A 25,025-nucleotide genomic window follows, 5' to 3' on the forward strand; every position below is an offset into this window, starting at 1 on the left:
AATTATCAGGATGCGCGCCACCTGCGTTTTCTGATGTCTCGCGTTGGCCCCGCAGCAATGAGCGGCCAACGCAACCACTCCTCAAGGATGAGCATTCATGACTGGCAAACCGCCAAAGAGCAAACCTGTATCTGCCCCAACCAAACCATTCGATCCTGGAGTGGAACGCCCCCGCCCGCTGTCGTCCTCGCCTTCAACGGTAGCGCATCTGCCTGACGCACACGGTCAGGAACTGTCGTCCTTTTCGCCAGATTCGACGGCAATGACGCCCGTCATCAGCGTGAGCACGAGTCCGATATTTTCTGCAATTGACCAGTTCGCAAGGAGCCCGGCAAAAAACTCGCTGGAGAATTATTGGATACCCACACCAAAAAGTCTCGACGAAGCCGGTGCGCCGGGAATCATGTTTTTCAAACAGCGACAGTATGTGGCCGTCGCCGATGGCCGTCTCGTTCAAGTGATTCGGGATGCCGAGAGCGGCCTGTTTCGTGTCACGCATGCCAGTGAGCTGCATCCTTCCGGTCCGCTGTTGAGGCCGGATAGCGAGGGTCGGTTCTGGCTTCCTCTGGAAAATGGCGATTGGCACAATCGTTCTTCAAGCACCTATTCGGAACACAGCCAGATAGCGGAACTGTTTCTGCGATCAGGCCATTCGGTGGATGATTTCTCCTCGCTCACTATCAAACGTGCTCTTGCAACGAGCGGTGTGGGCGCAATGCTCATACACGATTCGCCCATTCACCCTGTCGCTATGGCGTTGATGACGGACACGCTCAGGCGCTTTAACCTCGATTCGGGCATCCAGCGATTCATCACCCAAATGCACAATCCCGATCCGTCCGTACGCTGGCAGGCGGACCCACAATGGCAGGCTTTGCTGTCGTCAGGGGAAGGCGAGCTGGTCGAGCACGATGGCAAAAGGCACGGAGCTTTGCTCTTCGAGCGGAGTGAGCGGGCGTTTGAACTCGACTGCGATGAAAACACATTGCAGATGCGTCGGATTTTTCCTTACCTGCCCAAGACAATCGCTCAGGCATTGTGGCGAGAGGCCAGTGCCGCCGACCATCTGCATTTGCGTCTGCGGCCTGGGATGCCGAGGCACATGGCAGAAAAGACCCTGATGGCGCTGCGCGAAGTGCGTGTTGCCAGGGCCTGCGAAGGAATATATCTGGAGTCGGCATCCAGTCTGGACAGTGATTTGCTGGCGTTGCTGATGATCGGGCGGCTCGAGAAGTGGCCGCAAGAGGTTCGTATCGAAATTCATCAGGATATGTCGGACGGCAAACCCTTGAGTGCCACCGGTGATGCAGGGTCGCAGGTGCATTACACACTGACGCGTCAGTTGGAAGGCTATGTGATCCGCGGCAGCAACATACCGACACCCGAAGGACCGATGGATCTGTATTCGGCAGTCTGGCGTCTGTTGCAGCCCGGGCAACGCCAATTGCTCGATGTGGCGCAGGGCGGTGGCATGGCTCTACAACGGCTGATACGTGCACAGCCATTGCCGTCGCGCCAAAGCGTGAGCAAGTTGTTAGGGGAGGAGCCATTGCCAGTTGACTTCATCTCCAGCGCTGCATTGCACGGGCAAGGGGGCAGCTGCTGGGCGGTGGCGACAATAATCGGCAATCGACAAAGTCCGCTGCGGAGCGTGTAAAAGCACTTTATCCGCAGCTTTCGGATGAGCAGGTGACGTCGTTTGTCACCGAGCGCTTGCAGAGTGACCCATCGGCAATACTGGCCCGTCTGGAAAAAGAGTTCGCGACATTGCGTAATGAACTGACGATATGGAGCGCCGATGGGGCGGTACTTCAGTCGCGGACCGCTGGACCCGAAAACGCGCCGCCACCCACCGTGCAACGCCAGGCTCGAGAGCGGTTCAGCGCTAAGTTGCAGGATATCTGGCAGCGCAAGTCGGATTCCAGATGGGGGAGGGAGACGATCAGTTTTCCTACTATGTCGATTTTCCGGGAGAGTTACCAAGGTTGTCCGGTCGGTTTGAGTACGTAACAGAGTTGCTATTGACCGCAAATGAACCGGGCGCACGGATAGGTGCGTTTCTTGACAGCTTTCCCAATATCCAGTCTTTGGGAATATTTGGCATTCAAATCGAGGAATTTCCGTCAGGAATATTTCAAATGCGCCAGTTAACCAAGCTTACCCTGGACGGCTGCTCCCTTACTCTTTCCGACGTCACCGCTGAAGGGTTGTCCAGAATCGAAACGCTTACCCGGTTGAATCTGGCAAACAACCCTCTGACAGTTGCTCCGCATGTAGGCCACATGGCTGGTTTAACCGGATTGATGCTGAGCAACGCAAATCTGTCCAGCCTTCCTTCAGGCATGGATGCGCTCAGAAAACTGGCTGTCGTGGCCTTGCATGATAATCATATTTCCGACGTGGGATTTGAACTGTTCGAGATTCCGGATACACAGAACCTGTTCGTTGGTTTGTTGAATAACCCGCTGAGTGAGGCATCGCGGCAACGAATCAATCAGTTTCTCGAGAATTCCAGTATGGACCGCAAGATGGAAATACAGACGCAGGAGGAAGTTCCTGATTTCGACTCCGATAGTGAGTCCTCGGAAAGCGGGTTCTCGACAGGGTCAGACAGTGACTGAATGTTGGTGGAAGTAACGAATCCTTGGTTTTTATAACATATACAGACAAGAGTAAGCGCTCATGACGTCCCCTTCTGATTCTATGGATTCGAGATCAGGAGGGGAGAAAGTTTCTGGAGTGCTGGAATCAAAGGGGCAGAAAAGATGTTGTTTTTATTTCTTGTCGTGGCGCTGGGTTTCTTCCATTTGTGAACATTTGTGTGAGTGGGTGACAGAGATGTTGAATTATTACCTCCTCACAATTTGTCGAAGGTTTCGACTGTTTTAATTCAAGTTGAGCCTCAATACTTTGCTGCGTCCTTAAAGGGGAAAATCTGTCAAACAGCAAGGTATCGTAAAATGATTGATGAACAAGTTGGTATATCCCGCATCGAGGTTAAGCTCGACTCCACAAACTCTGGCCAGCACAAAGTGCTCTATGCCAACGGTCGTATGCAGGTGCGTGTGTTGGTGCTTCTGCACGGGATCGATAACAATGGGGACGGCGCATCACTGCATGGACACCCTGCCCTGCAGTCGCTGCGCCTGATCGCCTATCACGGTGCGCGTCCTCTGGAGGGTGACTGGAGTGTAACGGTGCAGGAAAATCGTTACGCTCACGAAATGACGGGTGGTGCAACTCGGCTGACTGAAGTCCCGCGCGTCACGGACAACCGGGTAAGCAACGTCTCTGATCCGGTACAGATTTTTCAATTCTGGGTTTCGGCATCCAGGCCTGGAATCATGGAAGTGGCCGCCGAGATTGTAATGGACGGCGTGGTACTGCGTAGCAATGGAATTGGTTTCGATAGCAGTGTTACGCTGGAGGCAGTTCCGCCGAAAAAATATAACCGGAACAGCTTTTCTCTTTATAAGTTCGGTGCGTTCAGGGAACTGGTTTACGAGGAGCGAATTCAAATCTTCCATGTCGGGCTCCAAGCTGACGGCCGTCAGATCAACTTGCTGGATTGGTACAGCAACGACATAGCGCTTAATCCATATGACGCCGATGATGCTGTAATGGTCTACTCGTCAGGAACAATTAACCACTACAGTGGCGGCGGCAGGAGTTTTTACGGCTATCTGGCCCCCATCTATGGGAAATCCGCTTCGATCCATACTCGTCACGGTTATGTTAATTTCCGGATCAATGATGTGCCCGGTGTGCTGACTCTCGTGCAACGCACTACTTTACAGACAGAGGAAAAACCGGGAAATGAAGGCGCGTTCGAACTTGCGGTTATTGATGAATTCGGTACAGAGCACTGGCTTGCTATTGAGGGTGACATAGAGCAGCGAACTTTTATCTTGGGCGAATCGAAGCGGTCAACAAAACAATTCTCCTGATATGGATTTTTTGTGGCCAGCGATTTTCACTGGCCGACTTGATCGTTTCAACTCTAGATGGAAAAGGGAGATTTTTTCTATGGAAAGTAATTCATCCTCCGCTGTTCATTCAAACGCTTTCAACTTCGGTGAATTTGTTTCGGGAGGCGTCGATCCCCGCACGGGCATGTACACCTGCGCTTTTTCGTTGGGGAAGTTGCACTCGGCGGATCTCAATGGTCCTGAGTTCGCGTTTTCACTGGGCTTTAATCCGCTCAATCAGGTGGATGTCGGTTTCGGTATTGGCTGTCGCTGACCATGACCAGTTATGATTTGCAGAGCAAAGTCATGACCTTGTCCAACGGTGAACGCTACAAGGCTGTCGAGACGTCTAGCGGTTTGAAGTTCAAGGAAATGAAACTGCAAACAGCGAAGGTATTGGTAACTGGGCCAGGGCGTTATGAAGTTCGATACAAGGATGGTCGGCGCGAGTTGCTGAAAGTCCAGGTCGGCAGTCATTTCGCCGTCGCGGAAAAAATAATCGCAGCGAACGGTGTCAGCGTTACGCTGAAGCACGAGTCCTTCAACGGATTCCCCAGGTTGACCGAAGTCAGCGATACCAAGCGCTGCCTATTGAGAGTCATACGCAAGGCAGGCCAGGTGATATTCACCCGGCATCCCGAGACTGCTTCCAGTTCCAGCTACAAATTGATCTTGAAAAACGCTCGGGTGACGGCGATCGAGCTACCGGTCGGTAAAGGTTGGGATCTGGAATATGAGGTCATTCATGGGGCCAGCTATCTGCACCGCCTCGTCAATCCATTGCGCGGCGTAGAAATTATTCGCTACAAGCGCCAGGGTCATCGTTTCGTAAGTGGCGTTGAGCGGACACTGCCGTTTGTCATCGCTCATGATATTTACCCGGGGCGCGGCCAGCCCAAGCTCTGCAAGACGTACGAGTACTCCGATCATAACTTTCTCGGCCAAGGGCTATCGCCGGCCAGAGACAGTGACGGTGATCCTCTCTACCAGGCGCCCGGCTACTACGTGTACACCTCGGATGAGAAGTGGGTGGTAAAAGGTAAGGTTCACACGCGCATCAAACGCACCTACAACAAGTTTCATCTTCTGGTCGCAGAGACGACCACCTGTGGCGACGCGCAGATCGAAGCCATCACCGAGTATCACTGCTCCGTCACCAAGCCATTCAATGACCAAGTGGCTCAGTTCCGCATGCCGAAGGTGCATTCGGTGACGTACCTTGATCGGCGCACCCAGCAAAAACGGCTGGAAACTACGGTCACCGAGTTCGATAACGAAGGCAACCTGGTCAAGCAGATCGAGCCAAACGGGATCACGACTTCGACCGAATTCTATCCGGCAAGTGGTGGAGACAATTGCCCGGAGGATCCGCTGGGTTTCTCCAGGTTCCCGCGTAAGAGGACGGTTACTGCGGCCGCGTCGGATGGTACTTCGACTGTCACCTACTATGACTATGCGCTGCACACTGCGCTGGAGGGGGCGGAGCTGGGATCCGTGTTACCGGTCACTGAGCGTTTTTTCGAAGTTGTGGAAGGTGTTGAGCTACTGCGTTCGAAAACCCAACGCAGTTATCTGGACCTGCCCAAGGACCCGCTCAAGCACGGGGCTACGAAAGAGCAAAGTTTCATCCTGAATGAAAAAAACCTCTACCGAATTCACCTATGAGCTTGAAGGTGACGGATTGCGGGTCAAGTCCAGCACCCGCGGATTTGACGGGACGGTGCAGACCAGTGAGAAAGTGCTTTCGACGCTGACTGGATTACTGGTGTCGGAAACAGGTGTCGATGGCGAGCGTATCGAGCATGAATACGATGCGATCGGCCGGGCAGTGTGCAAAACGGTCGCTTCGGGCACCCCTTATGCGGCTGCTACCCGTTGGGCCTATCTGGCCGCCAACAGACAGCAACCGGCGACAATGGTGACCACCGATCCAGGCGGGGGTGAGCAAAGAGTGAGCTATGACGGCCTGGAGCGGATCATCACCGTTCAGGAAAAGGACTGCGACCATCCCGACAAGGACGGTCTCATCCAGGCTCGCACACTTTATTCTGCCCTGTATGATTCGGTCGGTCACAAGGTGAACGTGACGCTGACCGATTGGCGCGATAACAAGCCTTATCCGGTCAGCACCCGCTACGAGTTCGATTCCTGGGGTCAGGTCAGCAAGACGCTGCATGCCGATGGGCGTATTGAACATAGTGAGGCGAATCCGGTCCTTCGCCAGCACAGCCATTGGCTTCAGGGCATGGGCAAGACACTCACCCTGGTCAATGACTTCGGCAAGCCGTTGAGTGTCGAGAGCTTCAATCTGAAGAACAAGAGTCTCGGCAAAACCGTTTACACCTATGACGGTTACGGACGCACGACCAGCCAGACAGATCCTGTCGGCAATACCAGGAAATATGAGTACGACGTTTTCGACCGGATGATCCGCAGTGTTCTGCCCGACGGCAGTAAGGTCGTAACCGACTACGCGGAGCATAGTGATGAAGGGCTTGCGATCGACATCAAGGTCGGTGACAAAGTTTTGGGCCAGCAGACTTATGATGGTTTGGGTCGTTTGATCCAAAGTACCGTGGGCGGACGAAAGTCTGAGGCTGGTTATGAAGCGGGCTTCACTCAGCCACAGTGGCACAAGAGTGCTGATGGCAAAAAAACCGAGTTCACTTATTTGCGCGATCTGGGCGGTTTACTGACTGAGCGCAAGGCAGGAGAACAGGTCACGACACTGACTTACGACCCCGTCACTGGCAATCCCTTGACCTGTACCGAAAGCGGCAGGACACGCAGCTTTGCCTATCACCCTTCCGGGCGCCTGAAATCTGAAACGACGACCTTCGGCGCTGTCATGAAAGCAACATCCAGTACCTGGTCCCTGCAGGGGCGACCGATCACCCACGTTGATGTGCTCGGTACCGACAACAGATCTGAATACGATGAGTTCGGCCGCCTTCTATCCGCCTCGCAAGGGTCGCTGAAAACCGAGTTCCACTACGACGCCCAGACGGGAATGCTGGAGTGGACGAAAACCGAAGACACGTCGATCAAGCGTCATATGATCACCCGGTTCGTCTATGACGATATCGGTCGTGAAACCCGGCGTACATTCGAGATTCAGGGCCAGCCTGACCAGACGCTGCAATCGACTTACACGCTTGCCGGCAAACTGGCGCAGAAAGTCTCCAGGCGCGGCACGCAGATTTTGCGTGATGAGCAATTCACCTACGATGTGCGCGGGCGTCTGATCCAGTACGACTGTGCCGGCACCCAAAAGCCCCGCGATCCGTATGGCAAGGAAATCGTCCAGCAGACCTTCACCTTCGATGCGCTGGACAACATTCTTACGGTGCAGACGAAGTTCCCGCTCGGCGTGAATCTGACCACGTTCAGTTATGACAATCCCGATCCTGTACAGCTCAGCGCAGTCAAACATTCCCATGTCGACTATCCACCGGCAGTGACACTGGAATACGACGCCAACGGCAGGATGATCAAGGACGACCAGGCGCGAACGCTGGCCTATGACGCGTTCGGACGTCTTGAGCAATTGTCCGACGCAGGGGGAGCAGTGATCCGTGGCTACCATTACGACGGTCTCGACGATCTGGTTGAACTGTCGCAACCCGAAAAGGCGACTGTGCAGCGTTATTACCACGCAGGCCGGGTCGCCAATGAGGTGAGTGGTGAAAATTCATCCAGTGTCGTGCGTCACGGTGGCGCGCTTGTGGGGCAGCGGCAACTCGGTTTGAACGCCAGCGCGCAGCTGTTTGGCACCGACCAACAGCAAAGCGTGCTGGCAACACTGGGTAAGGAGGAGCACCTCACCGATTGCGCCTACAGTCCTTATGGGCACCGTCCTGCCGAAGGCGGATTGTTCAGCGTGGCGGGTTTCAACGGCGAACAGCTGGATCCGGTTACCGGGCTGTATCTGCTGGGCAACGGTTACCGGGCCTATAGCCCGACACTGATGCGTTTTCTTTCCCCCGATAGCATGAGTCCGTTCGGTGCGGGCGGATTGAATGCCTACAGTTATTGCCTGGGCGACCCTGTCAATCGGGTTGACCCTACCGGGCATTTCTCCTGGCAATCGATCCTCGGCATCGGCCTCAGTATTCTCGGGATTGTTGCCAGCGTGGTGACGATGGGCGCGGCGACGCCATGGGCAGTGGCGGCATTGGGGCTGGCGGTTACTTCAGGCCTGGCGGGTATTGCCAGCGAGGTGGTCAATGAGCTGGCACCGGGTTCTCAGGCGGGCGAGATATTGGGCTGGATCAGTTTTGGTCTCGGGCTGGCTTCGCTCGGTGCAGGTTTGGCGGCGGGTGCAAAAGCTGCTGTGAATGCGGGCAGGAAGATGGCTTCAGCTTTTAGCAAAGGGCTCAGTGGCAGGGGGGCAGGCAAAGCGGGGCAACATTTAAAGAAGGGTGGAAAAGGCGCAAGGGCCGCGGCCAAAAAAGCCCAGGCGCCCGTGGAGGAAGTCACGGAGAGACCTTGGCAATTAATCAGGCCCGATCCAGAAAGCTACCTCTATGCCACTCATAAGACGATGGCCGACGAATTCTTCGGGTACGTGGAAAGCGATATGTCCCCCCTCCAGGCAGCCAGGAAATCCAGGATGTATTACGAGGAATTCGGCGCAGCCGGTGATGGAAGAAAAGTAACGCATGTTTTTTTCGCAGCCTCGAAAGGACGTGGGGAGCGTATTTATCTTCTAGAGGACAGTAAACAGAGAGTTTGCAAAGTCCTGCGGGCGGGTGGCCATTGGTCCGACGGGGAGACCAACGCAATAATGAGATCGGCGAAAAATATGGTTACAACGCGCACATGAGCACTGTGAATACTTCGCCTGCCCGTTATGGGTGTGAAGGTCTGGAGTGCTGTTCAAGCGCCCACTCCACGTGTTCTTTAACCAACTCTGACGGATAGTCCCGTCGCGCCTTCAACGCTTCCAGCACCGGAATCGTTGAAGGCGCATTCCCCAGCCCCACCGCGAGATTGCGCAACCAGCGCTCATAGCCGGCGCGCCGCAACGGCGAGCCTTCAGTGCTGCTTAGAAACTTCTCTTCATCCCACATGAACAGTGCAGCCAGCTCGGCATTATCGAGATTGTGCCGGGGCGTGAAATCGCTTTCTCCAGTCGGCCGGGCGAAACGGTTCCATGGGCAGACGATCTGGCAGTCATCACAGCCGAACACACGATTGCCGATCAGCGGCCGCAACTCTTCGGGGATGGCGGTCTTCAGCTCAATGGTCAGATAGGAAATGCAACGCCGGGCGTCCAGCACATAGGGACCGACGAACGCATTGGTCGGGCAGATATCCAGACACGCGGTGCAGCGCCCGCAATGTTCGCTGCTGTGCGGCTCGTCCACCGGCAGCGGCAGATCGACGAACAGTTCACTGAGGAAGAAATAACTGCCGGCCTTGCGGTTGAGCACCAGGGTGTTTTTGCCGATCCAGCCCAGCCCCGCCTGTTCGGCGATGGCTTTTTCCAGCACCGGCGCGCTATCGACGAAGGCGCGAAAACCGAACGGGCCGATCTGCGCCTGAATCCTGTCGGCCAATTGTTGAACACGTTTACGGATCAATTTGTGGTAATCGCGGCCCAAGGCATAACGCGATACGTAAGCCTTTTCCGGTTCAGCCAGGCGTTTGGCCATTTCGGTATCGCCCGGCAGGTAGTCCATACGCAGCGAGACCACGCGCAACGTACCCGGCACCAACTCTTCGGGATGCGAGCGTTTGCTGCCGTGGGCGCCCATGTAGTCCATGTCGCCGTGGTAGCCGGCCTCGAGCCAGCGCTGTAGATGCTGCTCGTGTTCGGCCAGGTCCAGACCGCTGATGCCGACTTGCTGGAAGCCCAGCTCGCGGCCCCAATCCTTGATCGATTGGGCGAGGGCGGGCAGGTCTGTGGTGATGGCGGACATGAGGCGAGAGAAACCGGAGCTGAGGTGCGTATAATTCTGCCAGACATCGGAGCCCGAAGACGCATGCCGCAGACGAAAGATGAATTACCCGACGCGCTGTACCGCGCCGCGCAGGTGCGCGAACTCGACGCGCGGCTGATCGCCGCCGGCACGCCGGGCTTCGAATTGATGCAACGCGCCGCCCGCGCGACCTGGCGGGCACTGGTGCGCAAGTGGCCGGCAGCGAACGAGCTGACCGTGCTCGCCGGGCACGGCAACAATGCCGGTGACGGTTATCTGGTGGCGGGCCTGGCGTTGCGTGCCGGCTGGATCGTCCGCGTCCTCGCCGTCGGCGATCCGCAACGTTTGCAGGGCGATGCCGCACTGGCCCATGCCGAATCCGTAGCTGCTGGTGTTGTGGTGCAAGGCTGGCAGGGGCAAAGCGAGCTGCGCGGTGTCGTCCTCGATGCCTTGCTCGGCACTGGCCTGAGCGGCGAAGTGCGTGAGCCGTATGCATCGGTGATCAAGGCGATCAACGCCTGCGGTTTGCCGGTGGTGGCGGTCGATATTCCGTCAGGGCTATGTGCCGATACCGGGCGTGAACTGGGCGTCGCGGTGCGCGCCGATCTTACGGCGACATTCATTGCTATGAAGATCGGGCTGTTGACCGGTGATGCGGCGGATCATATCGGTGAACTGGTCTTCAACGACTTGCAATCCACCGGCGAAATTTTCAGTGACATTCCCGTCTGCGCTCAACGCCTGAGCGCCGCTAATCTTCCAGCACTTGCGCCGCGCGCGCCGACTTCGCACAAAGGTCGTTTTGGCCATGTGCTGTTGATCGGCGGCGATCATGGTTTCGGCGGGGCGATCCTGCTCAGCACTGAAACGGCCTTGCGCAGCGGCGCGGGCATGGTCTCGCTGGCGACTCGGCCAGAGCATGTGCCAGCGGCGCTGACCCGTATCCCGGAAGCCATGGCTCTCGGCACCTCGTCAGCCAATCAACTGATGGGCCTGCTGGAAAAGGCTTCGGTGCTGGTGGTCGGGCCGGGCCTCGGTCAAGCCAGTTGGGGACGCGCCTTGTTGTCGGCAGCCGCCAACGCACCGTTGCCACAGGTGTGGGACGCCGACGCGTTGAACCTGCTGGCCAGCGCTTTTGTACAGTTGCCCGAGGGTTGCGTGATTACCCCGCATCCGGGCGAGGCGGCGCGCTTGCTCGGCATCAGCACCGCTGAAGTGCAGGCCGATCGCCTGACTGCTGCATTGGCGTTGAGCAAAAAGTATTCAGCGGTAGTGGTGCTGAAAGGCGCCGGCAGTTTGATCGCCCATCCCGACGGGCGTCTGGCCCTTTGTCATCAGGGCCATCCGGCGATGGCCACGGGCGGGTTGGGTGATGTGCTGGCCGGTCTCACCGGCGCATTGCTGGCCCAAGGCTTGGGCGCGTTCGATGCGGCATGCCTGGCCGTCTGGCTGCACGCCAATGCCGGTCTGCAACAAGGCAAATTCGGCCGTGGGCTGGCGGCCAGTGATCTGATTCCAGCCATTCGTCAGTTGTTGGAGGAGCATGCACCGTGTCTGAAGTAACCCTGTACCTGGCCGATGAACAGGCGATGAGCGACTTTGGTGCACGGATCGCCCGCGTCACCCAGGGCCACGGCCTGATTTTTCTTGAAGGCAACCTGGGCATGGGCAAAACCACTCTGTCGCGGGGCATCATTCGCGGGCTGGGGCACGTCGGCGCGGTAAAAAGTCCGACCTTCACTCTGGTCGAGCCCTACGAGATCGGTGAAGTGCGCGCGTTCCATTTCGACCTGTATCGCTTGGTTGATCCGGAAGAACTGGAATTTCTCGGTATCCGTGACTACTTCGAGGACGATGCCCTGTGCCTGATCGAATGGCCCGATAAAGGTGCAGGCTTTTTGCCAAAGCCTGACCTGACCATTACCATTGGCCCGCAAGACAGCGGTCGTTCGCTGAAAATTTTAGCCCAGGGCTCGCGTGGCGAGGCCTGGTGTGCCGCTTTGGCATTGGAATCCAATTAAATGATGGGGTTTGGTATGCGCTTTCGCGCGTTGGTGGCTGCCGCTGGACTGATGTTGATGGCAGTAACCGTCAACGCTGTGGCCGATTCAAAGGTCAACAGCGTGCGCCTGTGGCGGGCGCCGGACAATACGCGACTGGTTTTCGACCTCAGCGGCCCGGTGCAGCACAGTGTCTTCACCCTTACTGCCCCGGATCGGTTGGTGATCGACATCAACGGCGCCACCCTCGGCGCGCCGTTGAATGTGCAGACCGCGAACACGCCGATCACCGCGATGCGCTCAGCCCAGCGCACGCCGACCGACTTGCGGGTGGTCATCGACCTGAAAAAAGCCGTCACCCCGAAAAGCTTCTCCCTGGCGCCGAACGCGCAGTACGGCAACCGTCTGGTGGTCGATCTGTTCGACAACCCGGCCGATGCCGCGCCGCCGCCGGCCCCGACACCTTCGGTGGCGACCGTGCCGGCAGTGCCGGTGACCCCGACTGAGCCGGCGATCAAGCTGCCGCCAGCCCCGGCGGGCAAGCGCGACATAATTGTGGTGATCGACGCCGGCCACGGTGGTGAAGACCCGGGCGCGTCCGGTTCGCGCGGCCAGCGCGAGAAAGATGTGGTACTGCAGATCGCTCGCGAGTTGCAGCGTCAGGTCAACGGCATGAAAGGTTTCCGCGCCGAACTGACCCGTACCGGCGACTACTTCATTCCATTGCGCGGGCGGACCGAAATCGCGCGCAAGAAGGGCGCCGACCTGTTCGTCTCGATTCACGCCGACGCAGCGCCGTCCGCAGCCGCGTTCGGTGCGTCGGTATTCGCTCTGTCTGATCGTGGCGCTACGTCCGAGACCGCCCGTTGGCTGGCCGACAGTGAAAACCGTTCCGACCTGATTGGCGGTGCCGGTAACGTCAGCCTCGACGACAAGGACCGCATGCTCGCTGGCGTGTTGCTCGACCTGTCGATGACCGCGTCGCTGACTTCCAGCCTCAACGTCGGGCAAAAGGTGCTGACCAACATCGGTCGCGTCACGCCGCTGCACAAACAGCGCGTGGAACAAGCCGGATTCATGGTGCTGAAGTCGCCGGACATCCCGTCGATCCTGGTCGAAACCGGCTTCATTTCCAACGCCAACGAAGCGAACAAGCTGTCCGCGTCGAGCCACCAGCAGGCGCTGGCCCGTTCGATCAGCAGCGGCGTGCGCCAGTTCTTCCAGCAGAATCCGCCACCGGGCACCTACATCGCCTGGTTGCGTGATTCCGGCAAGATCGCCCAGGGTCCGCGCGACCACCGCGTCGGCCCGGGCGAAACGCTAGCGATGATCGGCGTGCGCTATCAGGTTTCGCCGGCCACGTTGCGTGCTGCCAACAACCTGAAAAGCGATGAGCTGAAAGTCGGTCAGCACCTGACCATTCCCGGCACCGAACTGGCGTCCAAAGAATGAACCAGGTATTGAACACGGCGCGCATCGAGCTGCTCAGCCCACGACTGGCGAACCAGATCGCCGCCGGTGAAGTGGTTGAGCGCCCGGCTTCGGTGATCAAGGAGTTGCTGGAAAACAGCCTCGATTCTGGCGCCAAGCGTATCGACGTCGATGTCGAGCAGGGCGGCGTCAAATTGCTGCGCGTGCGTGATGACGGCAGTGGTATTTCGGCCGATGACCTGCCGCTGGCCCTGGCCCGCCACGCCACCAGCAAGATTCGCAACCTCGAAGATCTGGAACAGGTGATGAGCCTGGGTTTCCGGGGCGAGGCGCTGGCGTCGATCAGCTCTGTGGCGCGTCTGACCCTGACCTCGCGCACCCGCGATGCCGACCAGGCCTGGCAGGTAGAAACCGAAGGCCGGGACATGGCGCCGCGCGTGCAGCCGGCGGCGCATCCGGTGGGCACCTCGGTGGAAGTCCGCGACCTGTTCTTCAACACCCCGGCCCGGCGCAAATTTCTCAAGACCGAAAAAACCGAATTCGATCACCTGCAGGAAGTGATCAAGCGTCTGGCGCTGGCGCGTTTCGATGTGGCTTTTCATCTGCGTCACAACGGCAAGACCATCCTCAGCCTGCACGAGGCCCACGATGATGCGGCCCGTGCGCGGCGTGTGGCAGCGATCTGTGGTTCGGGGTTCCTCGAGCAGGCTTTGCCGATCGAGATCGAACGCAATGGTCTGCACCTGTGGGGCTGGGTCGGTTTGCCGACCTTCAACCGCAGTCAGGCGGACTTGCAATATTTCTTTGTGAATGGCCGGGCGGTGCGCGACAAACTGGTTGCCCACGCCGTGCGTCAGGCTTATCGCGACGTGCTGTTCAACGGTCGGCACCCGACCTTCGCGCTGTTTTTCGAGGTCGATCCGGCAGCGGTCGACGTCAACGTGCACCCGACCAAGCACGAAGTGCGTTTCCGCGACGGGCGCATGGTTCATGACTTCCTGTATGGCACGCTGCACCGTGCGCTGGGCGATGTGCGTCCGGAAGATCAATTGGCCGGCTCGGTCACCACGGCGATCGTTCGACCTAGTGGCATCGAGGCGGGCGAATTCGGTCCGCAGGGCGAGATGCGTCTGGCCGCCAATGCGCTGCTGGAGCAGCCGCAGGCGCAGCCGGTGTTCAATACTTCGTCCGGCGCCAGCGCTGGCGGCGCTTATCAGTATCAATACACGCCGCGTCCGCAATCGACGTTGCCCGCTGCCGAAGCTCAAGCTGCTTACAAGGAGTTTTTCGCGCCGCTGCCTGAAGCCAATGCCAGCGCACTGCCGACCGGTCAGGAAGATATCCCGCCGCTCGGCTATGCACTGGCGCAGCTCAAGGGCATCTATATTCTGTCCGAAAACGCCCATGGCCTGGTGCTGGTGGACATGCATGCCGCCCACGAGCGGATCATGTACGAGCGCCTGAAAATCGCCATGGCCAGCGAAGGCCTCAGTGGTCAACCGTTGCTGGTGCCGGAGTCACTGGCGGTCAGTCAGCGCGAGGCCGACTGCGCCGAAGAACATGCGGCGTGGTTTCAGCGACTTGGTTTCGAATTGCAGCGCCTTGGCCCGGAAACCCTGGCGATCCGGCAGATTCCGGCACTTCTCAAGCAGGCCGAAGCCAACCGACTGGTCGGCGACGTACTTTCGGACCTGATGGAATACGGCACCAGCGACCGTATCCAGGCGCACCTCAACGAACTGCTCGGCACCATGGCCTGCCACGGCGCGATTCGCGCCAACCGGCGTCTGGCCCTGCCGGAAATGAACGGCTTGCTGCGCGACATGGAAAACACCGAGCGCAGCGGTCAATGCAACCATGGCCGACCGACCTGGACCCAGTTGGGCCTGGACGATCTGGACAAACTGTTCCTGCGCGGTCGTTGATGAGCCAGCTTCCTCCAGCGATTTTCCTGATGGGCCCGACCGCTGCGGGCAAGACCGACCTGGCCATTGAGCTGACCAAGGTGCTGCCGTGCGAATTGATCAGCGTCGATTCGGCGCTGGTCTATCGCGGCATGGACATCGGCACGGCCAAGCCTTCGAAAGAACTGCTCGCCGAATATCCGCACCGGCTGATCGACATTCTCGATCCTGCTGAAGCGTATTCCGCTGCCGATTTCCGTCGCGACGCGTTGCAGTCCATGGCCGAAATCACTGCGCGGGGAAAGATCCCGCTGCTGGTCGGCGGCACCATGCTCTATTACAAGGCTTTGGTTGAAGGGCTGGCGGACATGCCGGCAGCCGATCCCGAGGTGCGCGCGCAGATCGAGGACGAAGCCGCACGTCTCGGCTGGCAAGCCCTTCATGAGCAGTTGGCGCAGATCGATCCGGTGTCGGCGGCGCGCATTCATCCCAATGATCCGCAACGCTTGAGTCGGGCACTGGAAGTCTATCGAGTCAGCGGGCAGAGCATGACCGCCCTGCGCGAGCAACAATCTGCGCAAAGTACTGAAGCAGCCGCTTCGGGACGTCAACAATTGCCCTATACTGTCGCGAACCTGGCCATTGCTCCGGCGAATCGTCAGGTTCTGCACCAGCGAATTGAACAAAGATTCACAAATATGTTGGAACAGGGGTTCATCGACGAGGTCGTAGCCCTGCGTAAAAGAAGTGACCTGCATTCGGGGTTGCCGTCTATACGTGCGGTAGGCTACCGCCAAGTCTGGGATTACCTGGACGGCAAGCTGACATTGGCCCAGATGCAGGAGCGGGGCATCATCGCCACGCGCCAATTGGCCAAGCGCCAGTTTACCTGGCTGCGCAGCTGGGACGATTTGCACTGGCTGGACAGTCTTGATTGCGACAATCTGCCACGCGCCTTGAAATACCTCGGGACCATCTCCATATTGAGCTGAGTCCTTGCAATTGCCGTCTATCCTTGGGGGTGTGACGGCCGAAGCCATCTGAATTTACCTGTTTTTATTATTGAATCCTTAAAGGAGTGCGGCACATGTCAAAAGGGCATTCGCTACAAGACCCTTACCTGAACACTTTACGTAAAGAGAAAGTCGGGGTTTCCATCTACCTGGTCAACGGTATCAAGCTGCAAGGGACGATCGAGTCGTTCGACCAGTTCGTGATCCTGCTGAAAAACACCGTCAGCCAGATGGTCTACAAACACGCTATCTCGACCGTCGTGCCGGTTCGTCCAATTCGTCTGCCTAGCGCAACCGAAAACGAACAGGGCGATGCCGATGCAGCGCCGGGTAACGCCTGATAGGAGTCTCCTTTGTTCTTTGAGCGCCACGGTGGTGGTGAACGAGTCATCCTCGTTCACTTGGATGGACAGGACCCTGAGGCGCGCGAAGATCCGCAGGAGTTTCAGGAGTTGGCAAATTCGGCTGGCGCCGAGACCGTCGCGTTTTTTAACGTGCCGCGTCATCGGCCAACCGCCAAATATCTGATCGGCAGCGGCAAGGTCGAGGAACTGCGCGACCTGGTCAAGGCTGAAGAAGCCGATCTGGTGATTTTCAATCACATCCTCACGCCCAGTCAGGAACGCAACCTCGAACGTGTCTTCGAGTGTCGCGTAATCGACCGCACAGGGCTGATTCTCGATATCTTCGCTCAACGCGCACGTACCCATGAGGGCAAGCTGCAGGTCGAACTGGCCCAGCTTGACCATATGAGCACGCGGCTGGTTCGCGGTTGGACTCACCTTGAGCGTCAGGGTGGCGGTATCGGTATGCGCGGCCCGGGTGAAACCCAGCTGGAAACCGACCGCCGCCTGCTGCGGGTTCGCCTGCGCCAGATCAAGGGGCGGCTGGAGAAGGTACGCAGTCAGCGTGAGCAGTCGCGCCGTGGCCGATCCCGTGCGGACATTCCTACCGTTTCGCTGGTGGGTTACACCAACGCCGGCAAATCGACACTTTTCAACAACGTGACGAAATCCGACGTGTATGCGGCCGACCAACTGTTCGCCACACTCGACCCGACCCTGCGCCGCCTGGAGCTTGACGACCTCGGTCCGATTGTCCTGGCCGACACCGTGGGCTTCATTCGTCACCTGCCGCACAAGCTGGTCGAGGCATTTCGGTCTACGCTCGAAGAGTCGAGCAATTCCGACCTGCTGTTGCACGTGATCGATGCAGCCGAACCGGATCGCATGTTGCAGATCGAGCAGGTGATGGTGGTGCTGGGCGAGATTGGTGCCCAGGACTTGCCGATCCTCGAGGTCTATAACAAACTCGATTTGCTCGAAGGTGTCGAGCCGCAGATCCAGCGCGATGCCGATGGCAAGCCGCAACGGGTCTGGCTCTCGGCGCGTGATGGCAGCGGTCTGGAACTGCTTGAGCAGGCCATCGCCGAGTTGCTCGGCAGTGATCTGTTCGTCGGCACCTTGCGCTTGCCGCAACGATTCGCTCGACTGCGTGCGCAGTTCTTCGAGCTCGGGGCGGTGCAGAAAGAAGAATACGATGAAGAAGGTGTCAGCCTGCTGACCGTTCGTTTGCCCCGGATCGAGCTGAATCGATTGGTAAGCCGCGAAGGATTGCAGCCGATGGAATTCATCGAGCAACACACTTTGCAATAAAAGCCTGAAAAAGCGGTTGTGCCGCAACGGCAGGCATTCTGTAGCATTGGTCGGCGCGCCGTGGGTGCGTCTTTGCTTTATCAGATGGAGAGCGCTATGGCTTGGAATGAGCCGGGTGGCAACTCGAACAATCAGGATCCCTGGGGTGGCAAGCGCCGCAATAACGGCGACCGCAAGGGACCACCGGATCTCGACGAGGCCTTCCGAAAGCTGCAGGAAAGCCTGAACGGGTTGTTCGGTGGTGGTAAGAAACGCGGTGATGACGGCGGCGGGTCGGGGCGCAGCAGTGGCGGCTTCGGCGGTCTGCTCGGCATCGGCCTGGTGGTGCTGGCGGCTGTCTGGCTGTACAGCGCGGTCTATGTGGTGGACGAGCAGGAGCAAGCCGTGGTGCTGCGCTTCGGCAAGTACTACGAGACTGTCGGCCCGGGCCTGAACATCTACTTCCCGCCAATCGACAAGAAGTACATGGAGAACGTGACGCGTGAGCGTGCGTACACCAAGCAGGGCCAGATGCTGACTGAAGACGAGAACATCGTCGAAGTGCCGCTGACCGTGCAGTACAAGATCAGCAACCTGCAGGACTTCGTGCTGAACGTCGATCAGCCGGAAATCAGTCTGCAGCACGCGACCGAAAGTGCACTGCGTCACGTGGTCGGTTCCACCGCCATGGACCAGGTGCTGACCGAAGGTCGTGAATTGATGGCCAGCGAAATCAAGGAGCGTCTGCAACGTTTCCTCGATACCTATCGCACCGGTATCACCGTCACCCAGGTCAACGTACAGAGCGCAGCGGCACCGCGTGAAGTACAGGAAGCCTTCGATGACGTGATCCGCGCCCGTGAAGACGAGCAGCGTTCGCGCAACCAGGCCGAGACCTATGCCAACGGCGTGGTGCCGGAAGCCCGTGGTCAGGCCCAGCGCATCATCGAAGATGCCAATGGTTACCGCGACGAGACCATCTCGCGCGCCAAGGGTGAGGCCGATCGCTTCACCAAGCTGGTCGCCGAGTATCGCAAGGCACCTGAAGTCACCCGCGAGCGTCTGTACCTGGACACCATGCAGGAAGTCTTCAGCAATACCAGCAAGGTACTCGTGACCGGCAACAAGAACGGCCAGAGCAATCTGCTCTACCTACCGTTGGACAAAATGATCCAGAACAGTTCGGGTAATGCACCGGTGACCGGTTCGGCCGCCAGCAACAACACGGACGTCACGCCGCATGTCACCGACGTGCCGCAGACGCGTACAAGGGAGACCCGCTGATGAGCAATAAATCGCTGATCGCCCTGATCGTTGGCGTCGTCGTGGTACTGGTGGGCTGGAATTGCTTCTACATCGTCGCTCAGACCGAGCGCGCGGTGCTGCTGCAATTCGGTCGTGTGGTTCAGGCCGATGTCCAGCCGGGCCTGCATGTGAAAGTGCCGTACGTCAACCAGGTGCGCAAATTCGACGCGCGTCTGTTGACGCTGGATGCACCGACGCAGCGCTTCCTGACCCTGGAAAAGAAAGCCGTGATGGTCGATGCCTACGCCAAGTGGCGGGTGAAAGATGCCGAGCGCTTCTACACCGCGACTTCGGGTCTGAAGCAGATCGCTGATGAACGTCTGTCCCGTCGTCTGGAATCCGGTCTGCGTGACCAGTTCGGCAAGCGCACCCTGCACGAAGTGGTGTCGGGTGAGCGTGATGCGTTGATGGCTGACATCACTGCATCGCTGAACAAGATGGCGGAAAAAGAGCTGGGTATCGAAGTGGTCGATGTCCGGGTCAAGGCGATCGATCTGCCGAAAGAAGTGAACCGCAGTGTGTTCGAGCGAATGAGCACCGAACGTGAGCGTGAAGCTCGCGAGCACCGCGCCAAGGGTAACGAGTTGGCCGAAGGCATCCGTGCCGACGCCGATCGTCAACGCCGCGTGTTGCTGGCTGAAGCCTATCGTGAATCCGAAGAGGTTCGCGGTGACGGTGACGCCCAGGCTGCTGCGATCTACTCCAAGGCCTACGGTCAGGATCAGGAGTTCTACGGTTTCTACCGTAGCCTGCGTGCCTACCGCGAAAGCTTCGCGAACAAGTCCGACGTCATGGTCCTCGACCCAAGCAGCGACTTCTTCCGTTATCTGGAAAAAGCCAAGCCTTGATACGGCGTTGACCTGAATCATTCCGCCCGGCGGCTAAAACCTCGGGCGGGGTGATCCTTTCGGAAAACGTGTGTATGATGCGGCAGCCGGGAAATTCCCGGCTTTTTTGCGTCTGCACGTTTGATTGCTGTTTTAGTTGCAGGCATCGGGTTTGAACAGCCCGAGCGTTTTTCGAGGAAAGTGATGGGCGAAGCCGGTAACAGGCCTTTCGCTGCGTCGTTCATGCGCGTGCGTTTTGAACGCCCCGGTCATTTTCTGCTTCACTCAAGGCTCGCCCTCGTGCTGGCCGCCCGGATCAAAGGGGAATGGCGTAATGGCAACGGTAGACCGCTGGCTGCTGCCAGATGGCATCGAAGAAGTACTGCCACCGGAGGCGGCGCGCATTGAAGTCGCGCGTCGTCAGGTGTTGGATCTGTTCCAGAGCTGGGGTTACGAGTTTGTCGTGACTCCCCATATCGAGTACCTGGAATCCCTGCTGACCGGTGCAGGCCAGGACCTGGATCTGCGCACCTTCAAGGTCATCGACCCGCAGTCGGGCCGGCAGATGGGATTCCGCGCCGACATCACGCCGCAGGTCGCGCGCATCGATGCCCACACCCTGCGCCGCGAAGGCCCGAGCCGCCTGTGCTACGCCGGCAGCGTGCTGCACGCCCAGCCGCGTGCATTGTCGTCCTCGCGCAGTCCGATCCAGCTGGGCGCCGAGCTGTACGGCGATGCCAGCCCGAGCAGCGACGTCGAAGTCATCAGCCTGATGCTGGCCATGCTGCAACTGGCCGATGTGCCGGATGTGCACATGGACCTCGGCCATGTCGGCATCTATCGTGGTCTGGCTCGCGCCGCCGGTCTGTCCGGTGAAGTCGAGCAACAGTTGTTCGATGCCCTGCAGCGCAAGGCCATCGATGAAGTGATTACGCTGACCGAAGGCCTGCCGGCCGATCTGTCCGGCATGCTGCGCGCACTGGTTGATCTGTGCGGCGGCCGTGAAGTGTTGAGCGCTGCCCGCGAGCGTCTGGCCAATGCGCCGGCGCCGGTGCTGGCGGCGCTGGAAGATCTGCTGGCGATTGCCGAGCGTCTTTCCGTGCGCTTCCCGCAGCTGCCGCTGTATTTCGACCTCGGCGAGTTGCGCGGCTACCACTACCACACCGGTGTGGTGTTCGCGGTGTTCGTGCCGGGCGTTGGCCAGTCCATCGCTCAGGGCGGTCGTTACGATGACATCGGTGCCGACTTCGGTCGCGCCCGTCCGGCGACTGGTTTCTCTACCGATTTGAAAACCCTGGTGACCCTGGGGCGTGCTGAGATCGAGCTACCGTCTGGCGGTATCTGGATGCCTGACAGTACGGATGCGGCACTCTGGCAGCAGGTTTGCCAGTTGCGCAGTGAGGGTCAGCGTGTCGTTCAGGCCTTGCCTGGACAACCTTTGGCCGCCGCCCGTGATGCGGACTGCGACCGGCAATTGATTCAGCAGAACGGGCTTTGGCAAGTATCGCCACTGGCTTCTTGAGTTTTCCTGCCGGCCTTCGCCGGCACCAAGTTTGCGCGAATGAGGACAAGTGTTATGGGTAAGAATGTCGTAGTCCTGGGCACCCAGTGGGGTGATGAGGGCAAAGGCAAGATCGTTGATCTGCTGACCGAACATGCTGCCGCCGTAGTGCGCTACCAGGGTGGCCACAACGCGGGTCACACGCTGGTGATCGACGGTGAAAAAACCGTCTTGCACCTGATTCCGTCGGGCGTGCTGCGCGAAGGCGTACAGTGCCTGATCGGCAACGGCGTGGTGGTTGCACCTGACGCCCTGCTGCGCGAGATCACCAAACTGGAAGAGAAAGGCGTACCGGTGCGCGAGCGCCTGCGTATCAGCCCGTCCTGCCCGCTGATCCTGTCCTTCCACGTCGCGCTGGACCAGGCCCGTGAAAAGGCCCGTGGCGAGCTGAAGATCGGTACCACCGGTCGCGGCATCGGCCCGGCGTACGAAGACAAGGTTGCCCGTCGTGGCCTGCGTGTCGGCGACCTGCTGAACATGCCGCGCTTCGAAGACAAGCTGCGTGAACTGGTGGATTACCACAACTTCATGCTGGTCGGTTACTACAAAGAGCCAGCCATCGAGTTCGAAAAGACCCTGGCCGAGTGCAAGGAATACGCTGAGCTGCTCAAGCCGCTGATGCTCGACGTGACCGCCGAGCTGCACGACCTGCGTCGTGCCGGCAAGGACATCATGTTCGAAGGCGCGCAAGGTTCGTTGCTCGACATCGACCACGGGACCTACCCGTACGTGACCAGCTCCAACACCACCGCTGGTGGCGTGGCGACCGGTTCGGGCGTTGGTCCAATGTTCCTCGACTACATCCTGGGCATCACCAAGGCCTACACCACGCGCGTGGGTTCGGGCCCGTTCCCGACCGAGCTGTTTGACGACGTCGGTGCCCACCTGGCCAAGCAAGGTCACGAGTTCGGCGCTACCACTGGCCGCGCCCGTCGTTGCGGCTGGTTCGATGCCGTCATCCTGCGTCGCGCTATCGACGTGAACAGCATCTCGGGCATCTGCCTGACCAAGCTGGACGTACTCGACGGTCTGGAAACCATCAACATCTGTGTCGGCTACAAAGATGCCCAAGGCAACGCTGTTGCCCCGACCGACGCTGACAGCTACGTCGGTCTGCAGCCGGTGTACGAAGAAGTGCCGGGCTGGAGCGAATCGACCGTGGGTGCCAAGACCCTGGAAGAGCTGCCGGCCAATGCTCGTGCCTACATCAAACGCGTTGAAGAGTTGATCGGCGCGCCGATCGACATTATTTCGACGGGCCCGGACCGCAACGAAACCATCGTTCTGCGTCATCCGTTCGCTTGATAAGTCGTTGATGTAAAAAACAAAGGCCCTTTAATCGGGGCCTTTGTCGTTTATGCCTGTTGGACGGCATGACCTTTGCTGTGAATCTGTCTACAAGAGTGCCATCAAATTAATGGCGTCAGAAGTAGAGGGATTTAAAGTGTCAGCCGTTCTCTCACTGTTACAAAGCCGTTTGTTGCGGCCGGTGTTCGTTACCCTTGGTATCGCCCTTTTGGTGCAGGTGTTGGTGGCGGTTGCCCTGACGCGGAGCACTGTGACGGCGCTGGAAGCCGATCTGGCTGTGCGCCTGGGTGCCGACAGCCAGAAACTCTCCGGTGAACTGGAGCAGGCCGGGCGTGAAGTCACTTCAAGCCTTGATGCTTTGTCAGCCAGCACTCGTCAGCGCCTGACCGCCGGTTTGTCTGCCCGCCTCAAAGAAGAGCAGGCGCAACTACGGGCGACGCTGGAAAAGGATCTCAAGGATTCGGCCAACGACATGGCGCAGTTGCTCGCCTCGGTAGCGCCGCGTGCCATGTGGGACAGCGACGTGCCGACGCTCTCGGAGTTCGCTCGTCGCGCCCAGCGCAACCCCAATGTGCTGTTCGTGGTGTATGACGACGCCACCGGCCAGCATCTGACCCGTTATCTCAACCGTGAAAACCCGATCAACAAGGCCTTGCTGGAAAAAGGTCAGGGCGAGCGTGCGCTGGATAAAGTACTGGATGCGGCAAAGAACGATCCTTCGGTCTACTACCTCGAAGCCTCGATCAATCCCAACGGCGTGGAAATCGGCAAAGTGCTGATGGGCGTTTCCACGGCCTCGGTGGAAACCGATCTGGCCGAGCTCGACAAGCGCTTCCTCGCGCTGATTGCCAGCAGCGATCAATTGGTCGGCGACAGCCTCAAAGGCGCAGCGGCGGACAGCGCCAAGGCAATGCAGGCGCGCCTGCAATCGGCGCAGGGCACCGCTGGCGAAATGAAAGCCAACACCGCACAAACCGTTCAAGGCGCTGCCGCGACACTGCGCTGGCGTATCGGCCTCGGCCTGGCACTGGTCGGTTGCGGCGTGCTGCTGTTGCTGGCCGTGGTGCTTGGTCATCGGGTGGTCAATCGCCTGAAAATGCTCAACGCGGCAATGGATGATCTGGCGGCAGGCGAGGGCGATTTGACCAAGCGTGTGCAGATCAACAGCAAGGATGAGATCGGTGATATGGCCTCAGCGGTCAATCGCTTCGTCGACAAGTTGCAGCCGATCGTACGCGAGGCGGGCGATGTCGCTCAGCGCACTGGCGTGGAAATTGGCGCGATGACTTTGCGCAATGCCGGCGCCGATGCGGCCGCCGGGATGCAGCGTGATGAGGTCGCAGAAAGCCTGCGTGCGCTCTCGCAGATGGCTGACGAAGCGCAATCGGAAAGTCATGCCATGCAAGCGGCACTCAAACAAGTCGTGGAAATCCGCCAGGCCACCGATGAAAACACCCGAACCTCGGCGAAGGTCGGCGGCCTGATCGAAGCGCTGGCGGGGCAAGTCGATACCGGGGCGAAAGTCATCGAGCGCCTGGCGCAGCAGAGCGAACAGATTGAGGTGGTGCTGACGGTGATTCACGGTATCGCCGAGCAGACCAATCTGCTGGCGTTGAACGCAGCGATCGAGGCGGCGCGCGCTGGTGAGACCGGTCGGGGATTCGCCGTGGTCGCGGACGAAGTGCGTGCGCTGGCGAGCAAGACGCAAAGCTCCACCGGTGATATTCAGGCGCACATTGTTGCGCTGCAGCAGGGCGCGCGTGAGGCGGTCGAGGCGATCGGCCAGGCCGGACGGCAGGCCAGCGAAGGTTTGCTGGTGTTGCGCGACAGCGCGCGGTTGCAACAGTCGGTGCAGGCTTCGGTTGAGCAGGTGCATGCGGCGATCGGTCTGGCGACGCAAGCAGCAGCGCATCAGGCGCAGGGCGCACAGGCAGTGCGTGGGCGCGTCGAGACGATTCATGCACAGGCCGAGAAAGCGGCGCAGGCAGTGGTGGAGACCACGGCCAGTGGCAAGGTGCTGGATGGTCTGGCGGCGCAATTGAAGGCTAGCCTGGGACAATTCCGCGCTTAAGATCAAAAGATCGCAGCCTGCGGCAGCGCCTACAGGGAAACGCAAATTCCGATGTGGGAGCTGCCGAAGGCTGCGTTCT

19 protein-coding genes are annotated in these 25,025 nt (G+C 58.9%); 18 read left to right on the forward strand and 1 reads right to left on the reverse strand.

The window, feature by feature from the left end:
* Positions 1-97 precede the first annotated feature (97 nt).
* The 6 genes from ACZZZ4_RS11470 to ACZZZ4_RS11495 all read left to right on the forward strand — a co-directional run bounded on the left by ACZZZ4_RS11470 (position 98) and on the right by ACZZZ4_RS11495 (position 8,793).
* Positions 98-1,657, forward strand: coding sequence for a hypothetical protein (locus ACZZZ4_RS11470; protein ID WP_463547842.1), 1,560 nt, complete (start codon positions 98-100; stop codon positions 1,655-1,657).
* A gap of 364 nt (positions 1,658-2,021) precedes the next feature.
* Positions 2,022-2,621 carry a leucine-rich repeat domain-containing protein gene (locus ACZZZ4_RS11475; RefSeq protein ID WP_463547843.1) on the forward strand — a complete coding sequence of 200 codons (600 nt, stop codon included), beginning with the start codon at positions 2,022-2,024 and terminating at the stop codon, positions 2,619-2,621.
* A gap of 339 nt (positions 2,622-2,960) precedes the next feature.
* Positions 2,961-3,947 (forward strand): hypothetical protein, encoded by a 987-nt coding sequence (locus ACZZZ4_RS11480; protein WP_463547844.1) that lies wholly within the window; start codon positions 2,961-2,963, stop codon positions 3,945-3,947.
* Positions 3,948-4,026: 79 nt separating this feature from the next.
* Positions 4,027-4,242 (forward strand): hypothetical protein, encoded by a 216-nt coding sequence (locus ACZZZ4_RS11485; RefSeq protein WP_463547845.1) that lies wholly within the window; start codon positions 4,027-4,029, stop codon positions 4,240-4,242.
* 32 nt (positions 4,243-4,274) lie between these two features.
* Positions 4,275-5,633: a hypothetical protein gene (locus tag ACZZZ4_RS11490; RefSeq protein ID WP_463547846.1), complete on the forward strand. Its 1,359-nt coding sequence runs from the start codon at positions 4,275-4,277 to the stop codon at positions 5,631-5,633.
* Positions 5,602-8,793 carry an RHS repeat-associated core domain-containing protein gene (locus ACZZZ4_RS11495; RefSeq protein ID WP_463547847.1) on the forward strand — a complete coding sequence of 1,064 codons (3,192 nt, stop codon included), beginning with the start codon at positions 5,602-5,604 and terminating at the stop codon, positions 8,791-8,793. The genes ACZZZ4_RS11490 and ACZZZ4_RS11495 overlap by 32 nt, the downstream gene beginning before the upstream one ends.
* 25 nt (positions 8,794-8,818) lie before the next feature.
* On the opposite strand, the gene queG is transcribed toward ACZZZ4_RS11495, so the two are convergent.
* A complete protein-coding gene (gene queG / locus ACZZZ4_RS11500; protein ID WP_463547848.1) occupies positions 8,819-9,892 on the reverse strand; it encodes a tRNA epoxyqueuosine(34) reductase QueG in 1,074 nt (357 codons plus the stop codon).
* 63 nt (positions 9,893-9,955) lie between these two features.
* Between queG and ACZZZ4_RS11505 the strand changes: the two genes are divergently transcribed.
* From ACZZZ4_RS11505 to ACZZZ4_RS11560, 12 genes are all read left to right on the forward strand, one after another.
* The gene (locus ACZZZ4_RS11505) at positions 9,956-11,455 is read left to right on the forward strand and encodes an NAD(P)H-hydrate dehydratase (protein WP_463547849.1); all 1,500 of its coding nucleotides are present in this window, start codon (positions 9,956-9,958) and stop codon (positions 11,453-11,455) included.
* The gene (gene tsaE, locus ACZZZ4_RS11510) at positions 11,443-11,913 is read left to right on the forward strand and encodes a tRNA (adenosine(37)-N6)-threonylcarbamoyltransferase complex ATPase subunit type 1 TsaE (protein WP_415763793.1); all 471 of its coding nucleotides are present in this window, start codon (positions 11,443-11,445) and stop codon (positions 11,911-11,913) included. The genes ACZZZ4_RS11505 and tsaE overlap by 13 nt, the downstream gene beginning before the upstream one ends.
* 51 nt (positions 11,914-11,964) lie before the next feature.
* Complete coding sequence (locus tag ACZZZ4_RS11515; RefSeq protein ID WP_370593506.1) at positions 11,965-13,344, forward strand: N-acetylmuramoyl-L-alanine amidase; 1,380 nt, start codon at positions 11,965-11,967, stop codon at positions 13,342-13,344.
* Positions 13,341-15,248, forward strand: a complete 1,908-nt coding sequence (gene mutL / locus ACZZZ4_RS11520; RefSeq protein WP_463547850.1) for a DNA mismatch repair endonuclease MutL — start codon at positions 13,341-13,343, stop codon at positions 15,246-15,248. The genes ACZZZ4_RS11515 and mutL overlap by 4 nt, the downstream gene beginning before the upstream one ends.
* Positions 15,248-16,219 carry a tRNA (adenosine(37)-N6)-dimethylallyltransferase MiaA gene (gene miaA / locus ACZZZ4_RS11525; RefSeq protein WP_463547851.1) on the forward strand — a complete coding sequence of 324 codons (972 nt, stop codon included), beginning with the start codon at positions 15,248-15,250 and terminating at the stop codon, positions 16,217-16,219. Before mutL ends, miaA begins: the two co-directional genes overlap by 1 nt.
* A gap of 95 nt (positions 16,220-16,314) precedes the next feature.
* The gene (hfq, locus tag ACZZZ4_RS11530; RefSeq protein ID WP_016771947.1) at positions 16,315-16,581 is read left to right on the forward strand and encodes an RNA chaperone Hfq; all 267 of its coding nucleotides are present in this window, start codon (positions 16,315-16,317) and stop codon (positions 16,579-16,581) included.
* 12 nt (positions 16,582-16,593) lie between these two features.
* Positions 16,594-17,895: a ribosome rescue GTPase HflX gene (gene hflX / locus ACZZZ4_RS11535; RefSeq protein ID WP_129998184.1), complete on the forward strand. Its 1,302-nt coding sequence runs from the start codon at positions 16,594-16,596 to the stop codon at positions 17,893-17,895.
* 96 nt (positions 17,896-17,991) lie between these two features.
* The gene (hflK, locus tag ACZZZ4_RS11540; protein WP_024011368.1) at positions 17,992-19,158 is read left to right on the forward strand and encodes an FtsH protease activity modulator HflK; all 1,167 of its coding nucleotides are present in this window, start codon (positions 17,992-17,994) and stop codon (positions 19,156-19,158) included.
* Entirely contained in the window at positions 19,158-20,027 is an 870-nt protein-coding gene (hflC, locus tag ACZZZ4_RS11545) for a protease modulator HflC (RefSeq protein ID WP_039756857.1), read from the forward strand. Before hflK ends, hflC begins: the two co-directional genes overlap by 1 nt.
* Before the next feature lie 313 nt (positions 20,028-20,340).
* Positions 20,341-21,528 (forward strand): ATP phosphoribosyltransferase regulatory subunit, encoded by a 1,188-nt coding sequence (locus tag ACZZZ4_RS11550; protein ID WP_016771944.1) that lies wholly within the window; start codon positions 20,341-20,343, stop codon positions 21,526-21,528.
* 54 nt (positions 21,529-21,582) lie between these two features.
* Complete coding sequence (locus tag ACZZZ4_RS11555) at positions 21,583-22,872, forward strand: adenylosuccinate synthase (RefSeq protein ID WP_039756860.1); 1,290 nt, start codon at positions 21,583-21,585, stop codon at positions 22,870-22,872.
* A 139-nt stretch (positions 22,873-23,011) separates the two neighbouring features.
* Positions 23,012-24,946 carry a methyl-accepting chemotaxis protein gene (locus ACZZZ4_RS11560; protein WP_463547852.1) on the forward strand — a complete coding sequence of 645 codons (1,935 nt, stop codon included), beginning with the start codon at positions 23,012-23,014 and terminating at the stop codon, positions 24,944-24,946.
* Positions 24,947-25,025 lie beyond the last annotated feature (79 nt).

The organism is Pseudomonas sp. AC252 (genome assembly GCF_979258105.1).

What these genes read in the sequence shown, in the direction of transcription:
- ACZZZ4_RS11470 (WP_463547842.1), top strand. Translation starts at nt 98, where the DNA reads ATGACTGGCAAACCGCCAAAGAGCAAACCTGTATCTGCCCCAACCAAA.
- ACZZZ4_RS11480 (WP_463547844.1), top strand. Translation starts at nt 2,961, where the DNA reads ATGATTGATGAACAAGTTGGTATATCCCGCATCGAGGTTAAGCTCGAC.
- ACZZZ4_RS11485 (WP_463547845.1), top strand. Translation starts at nt 4,027, where the DNA reads ATGGAAAGTAATTCATCCTCCGCTGTTCATTCAAACGCTTTCAACTTC.
- ACZZZ4_RS11490 (WP_463547846.1), top strand. Translation starts at nt 4,275, where the DNA reads ATGACCTTGTCCAACGGTGAACGCTACAAGGCTGTCGAGACGTCTAGC.
- ACZZZ4_RS11495 (WP_463547847.1), top strand. Translation starts at nt 5,602, where the DNA reads ATGAAAAAAACCTCTACCGAATTCACCTATGAGCTTGAAGGTGACGGA.
- queG (WP_463547848.1), bottom strand. Translation starts at nt 9,892, where the DNA reads ATGTCCGCCATCACCACAGACCTGCCCGCCCTCGCCCAATCGATCAAG.
- ACZZZ4_RS11505 (WP_463547849.1), top strand. Translation starts at nt 9,956, where the DNA reads ATGCCGCAGACGAAAGATGAATTACCCGACGCGCTGTACCGCGCCGCG.
- ACZZZ4_RS11515 (WP_370593506.1), top strand. Translation starts at nt 11,965, where the DNA reads ATGTTGATGGCAGTAACCGTCAACGCTGTGGCCGATTCAAAGGTCAAC.
- mutL (WP_463547850.1), top strand. Translation starts at nt 13,341, where the DNA reads ATGAACCAGGTATTGAACACGGCGCGCATCGAGCTGCTCAGCCCACGA.
- miaA (WP_463547851.1), top strand. Translation starts at nt 15,248, where the DNA reads ATGAGCCAGCTTCCTCCAGCGATTTTCCTGATGGGCCCGACCGCTGCG.
- hfq (WP_016771947.1), top strand. Translation starts at nt 16,315, where the DNA reads ATGTCAAAAGGGCATTCGCTACAAGACCCTTACCTGAACACTTTACGT.
- hflK (WP_024011368.1), top strand. Translation starts at nt 17,992, where the DNA reads ATGGCTTGGAATGAGCCGGGTGGCAACTCGAACAATCAGGATCCCTGG.
- hflC (WP_039756857.1), top strand. Translation starts at nt 19,158, where the DNA reads ATGAGCAATAAATCGCTGATCGCCCTGATCGTTGGCGTCGTCGTGGTA.
- ACZZZ4_RS11550 (WP_016771944.1), top strand. Translation starts at nt 20,341, where the DNA reads ATGGCAACGGTAGACCGCTGGCTGCTGCCAGATGGCATCGAAGAAGTA.
- ACZZZ4_RS11555 (WP_039756860.1), top strand. Translation starts at nt 21,583, where the DNA reads ATGGGTAAGAATGTCGTAGTCCTGGGCACCCAGTGGGGTGATGAGGGC.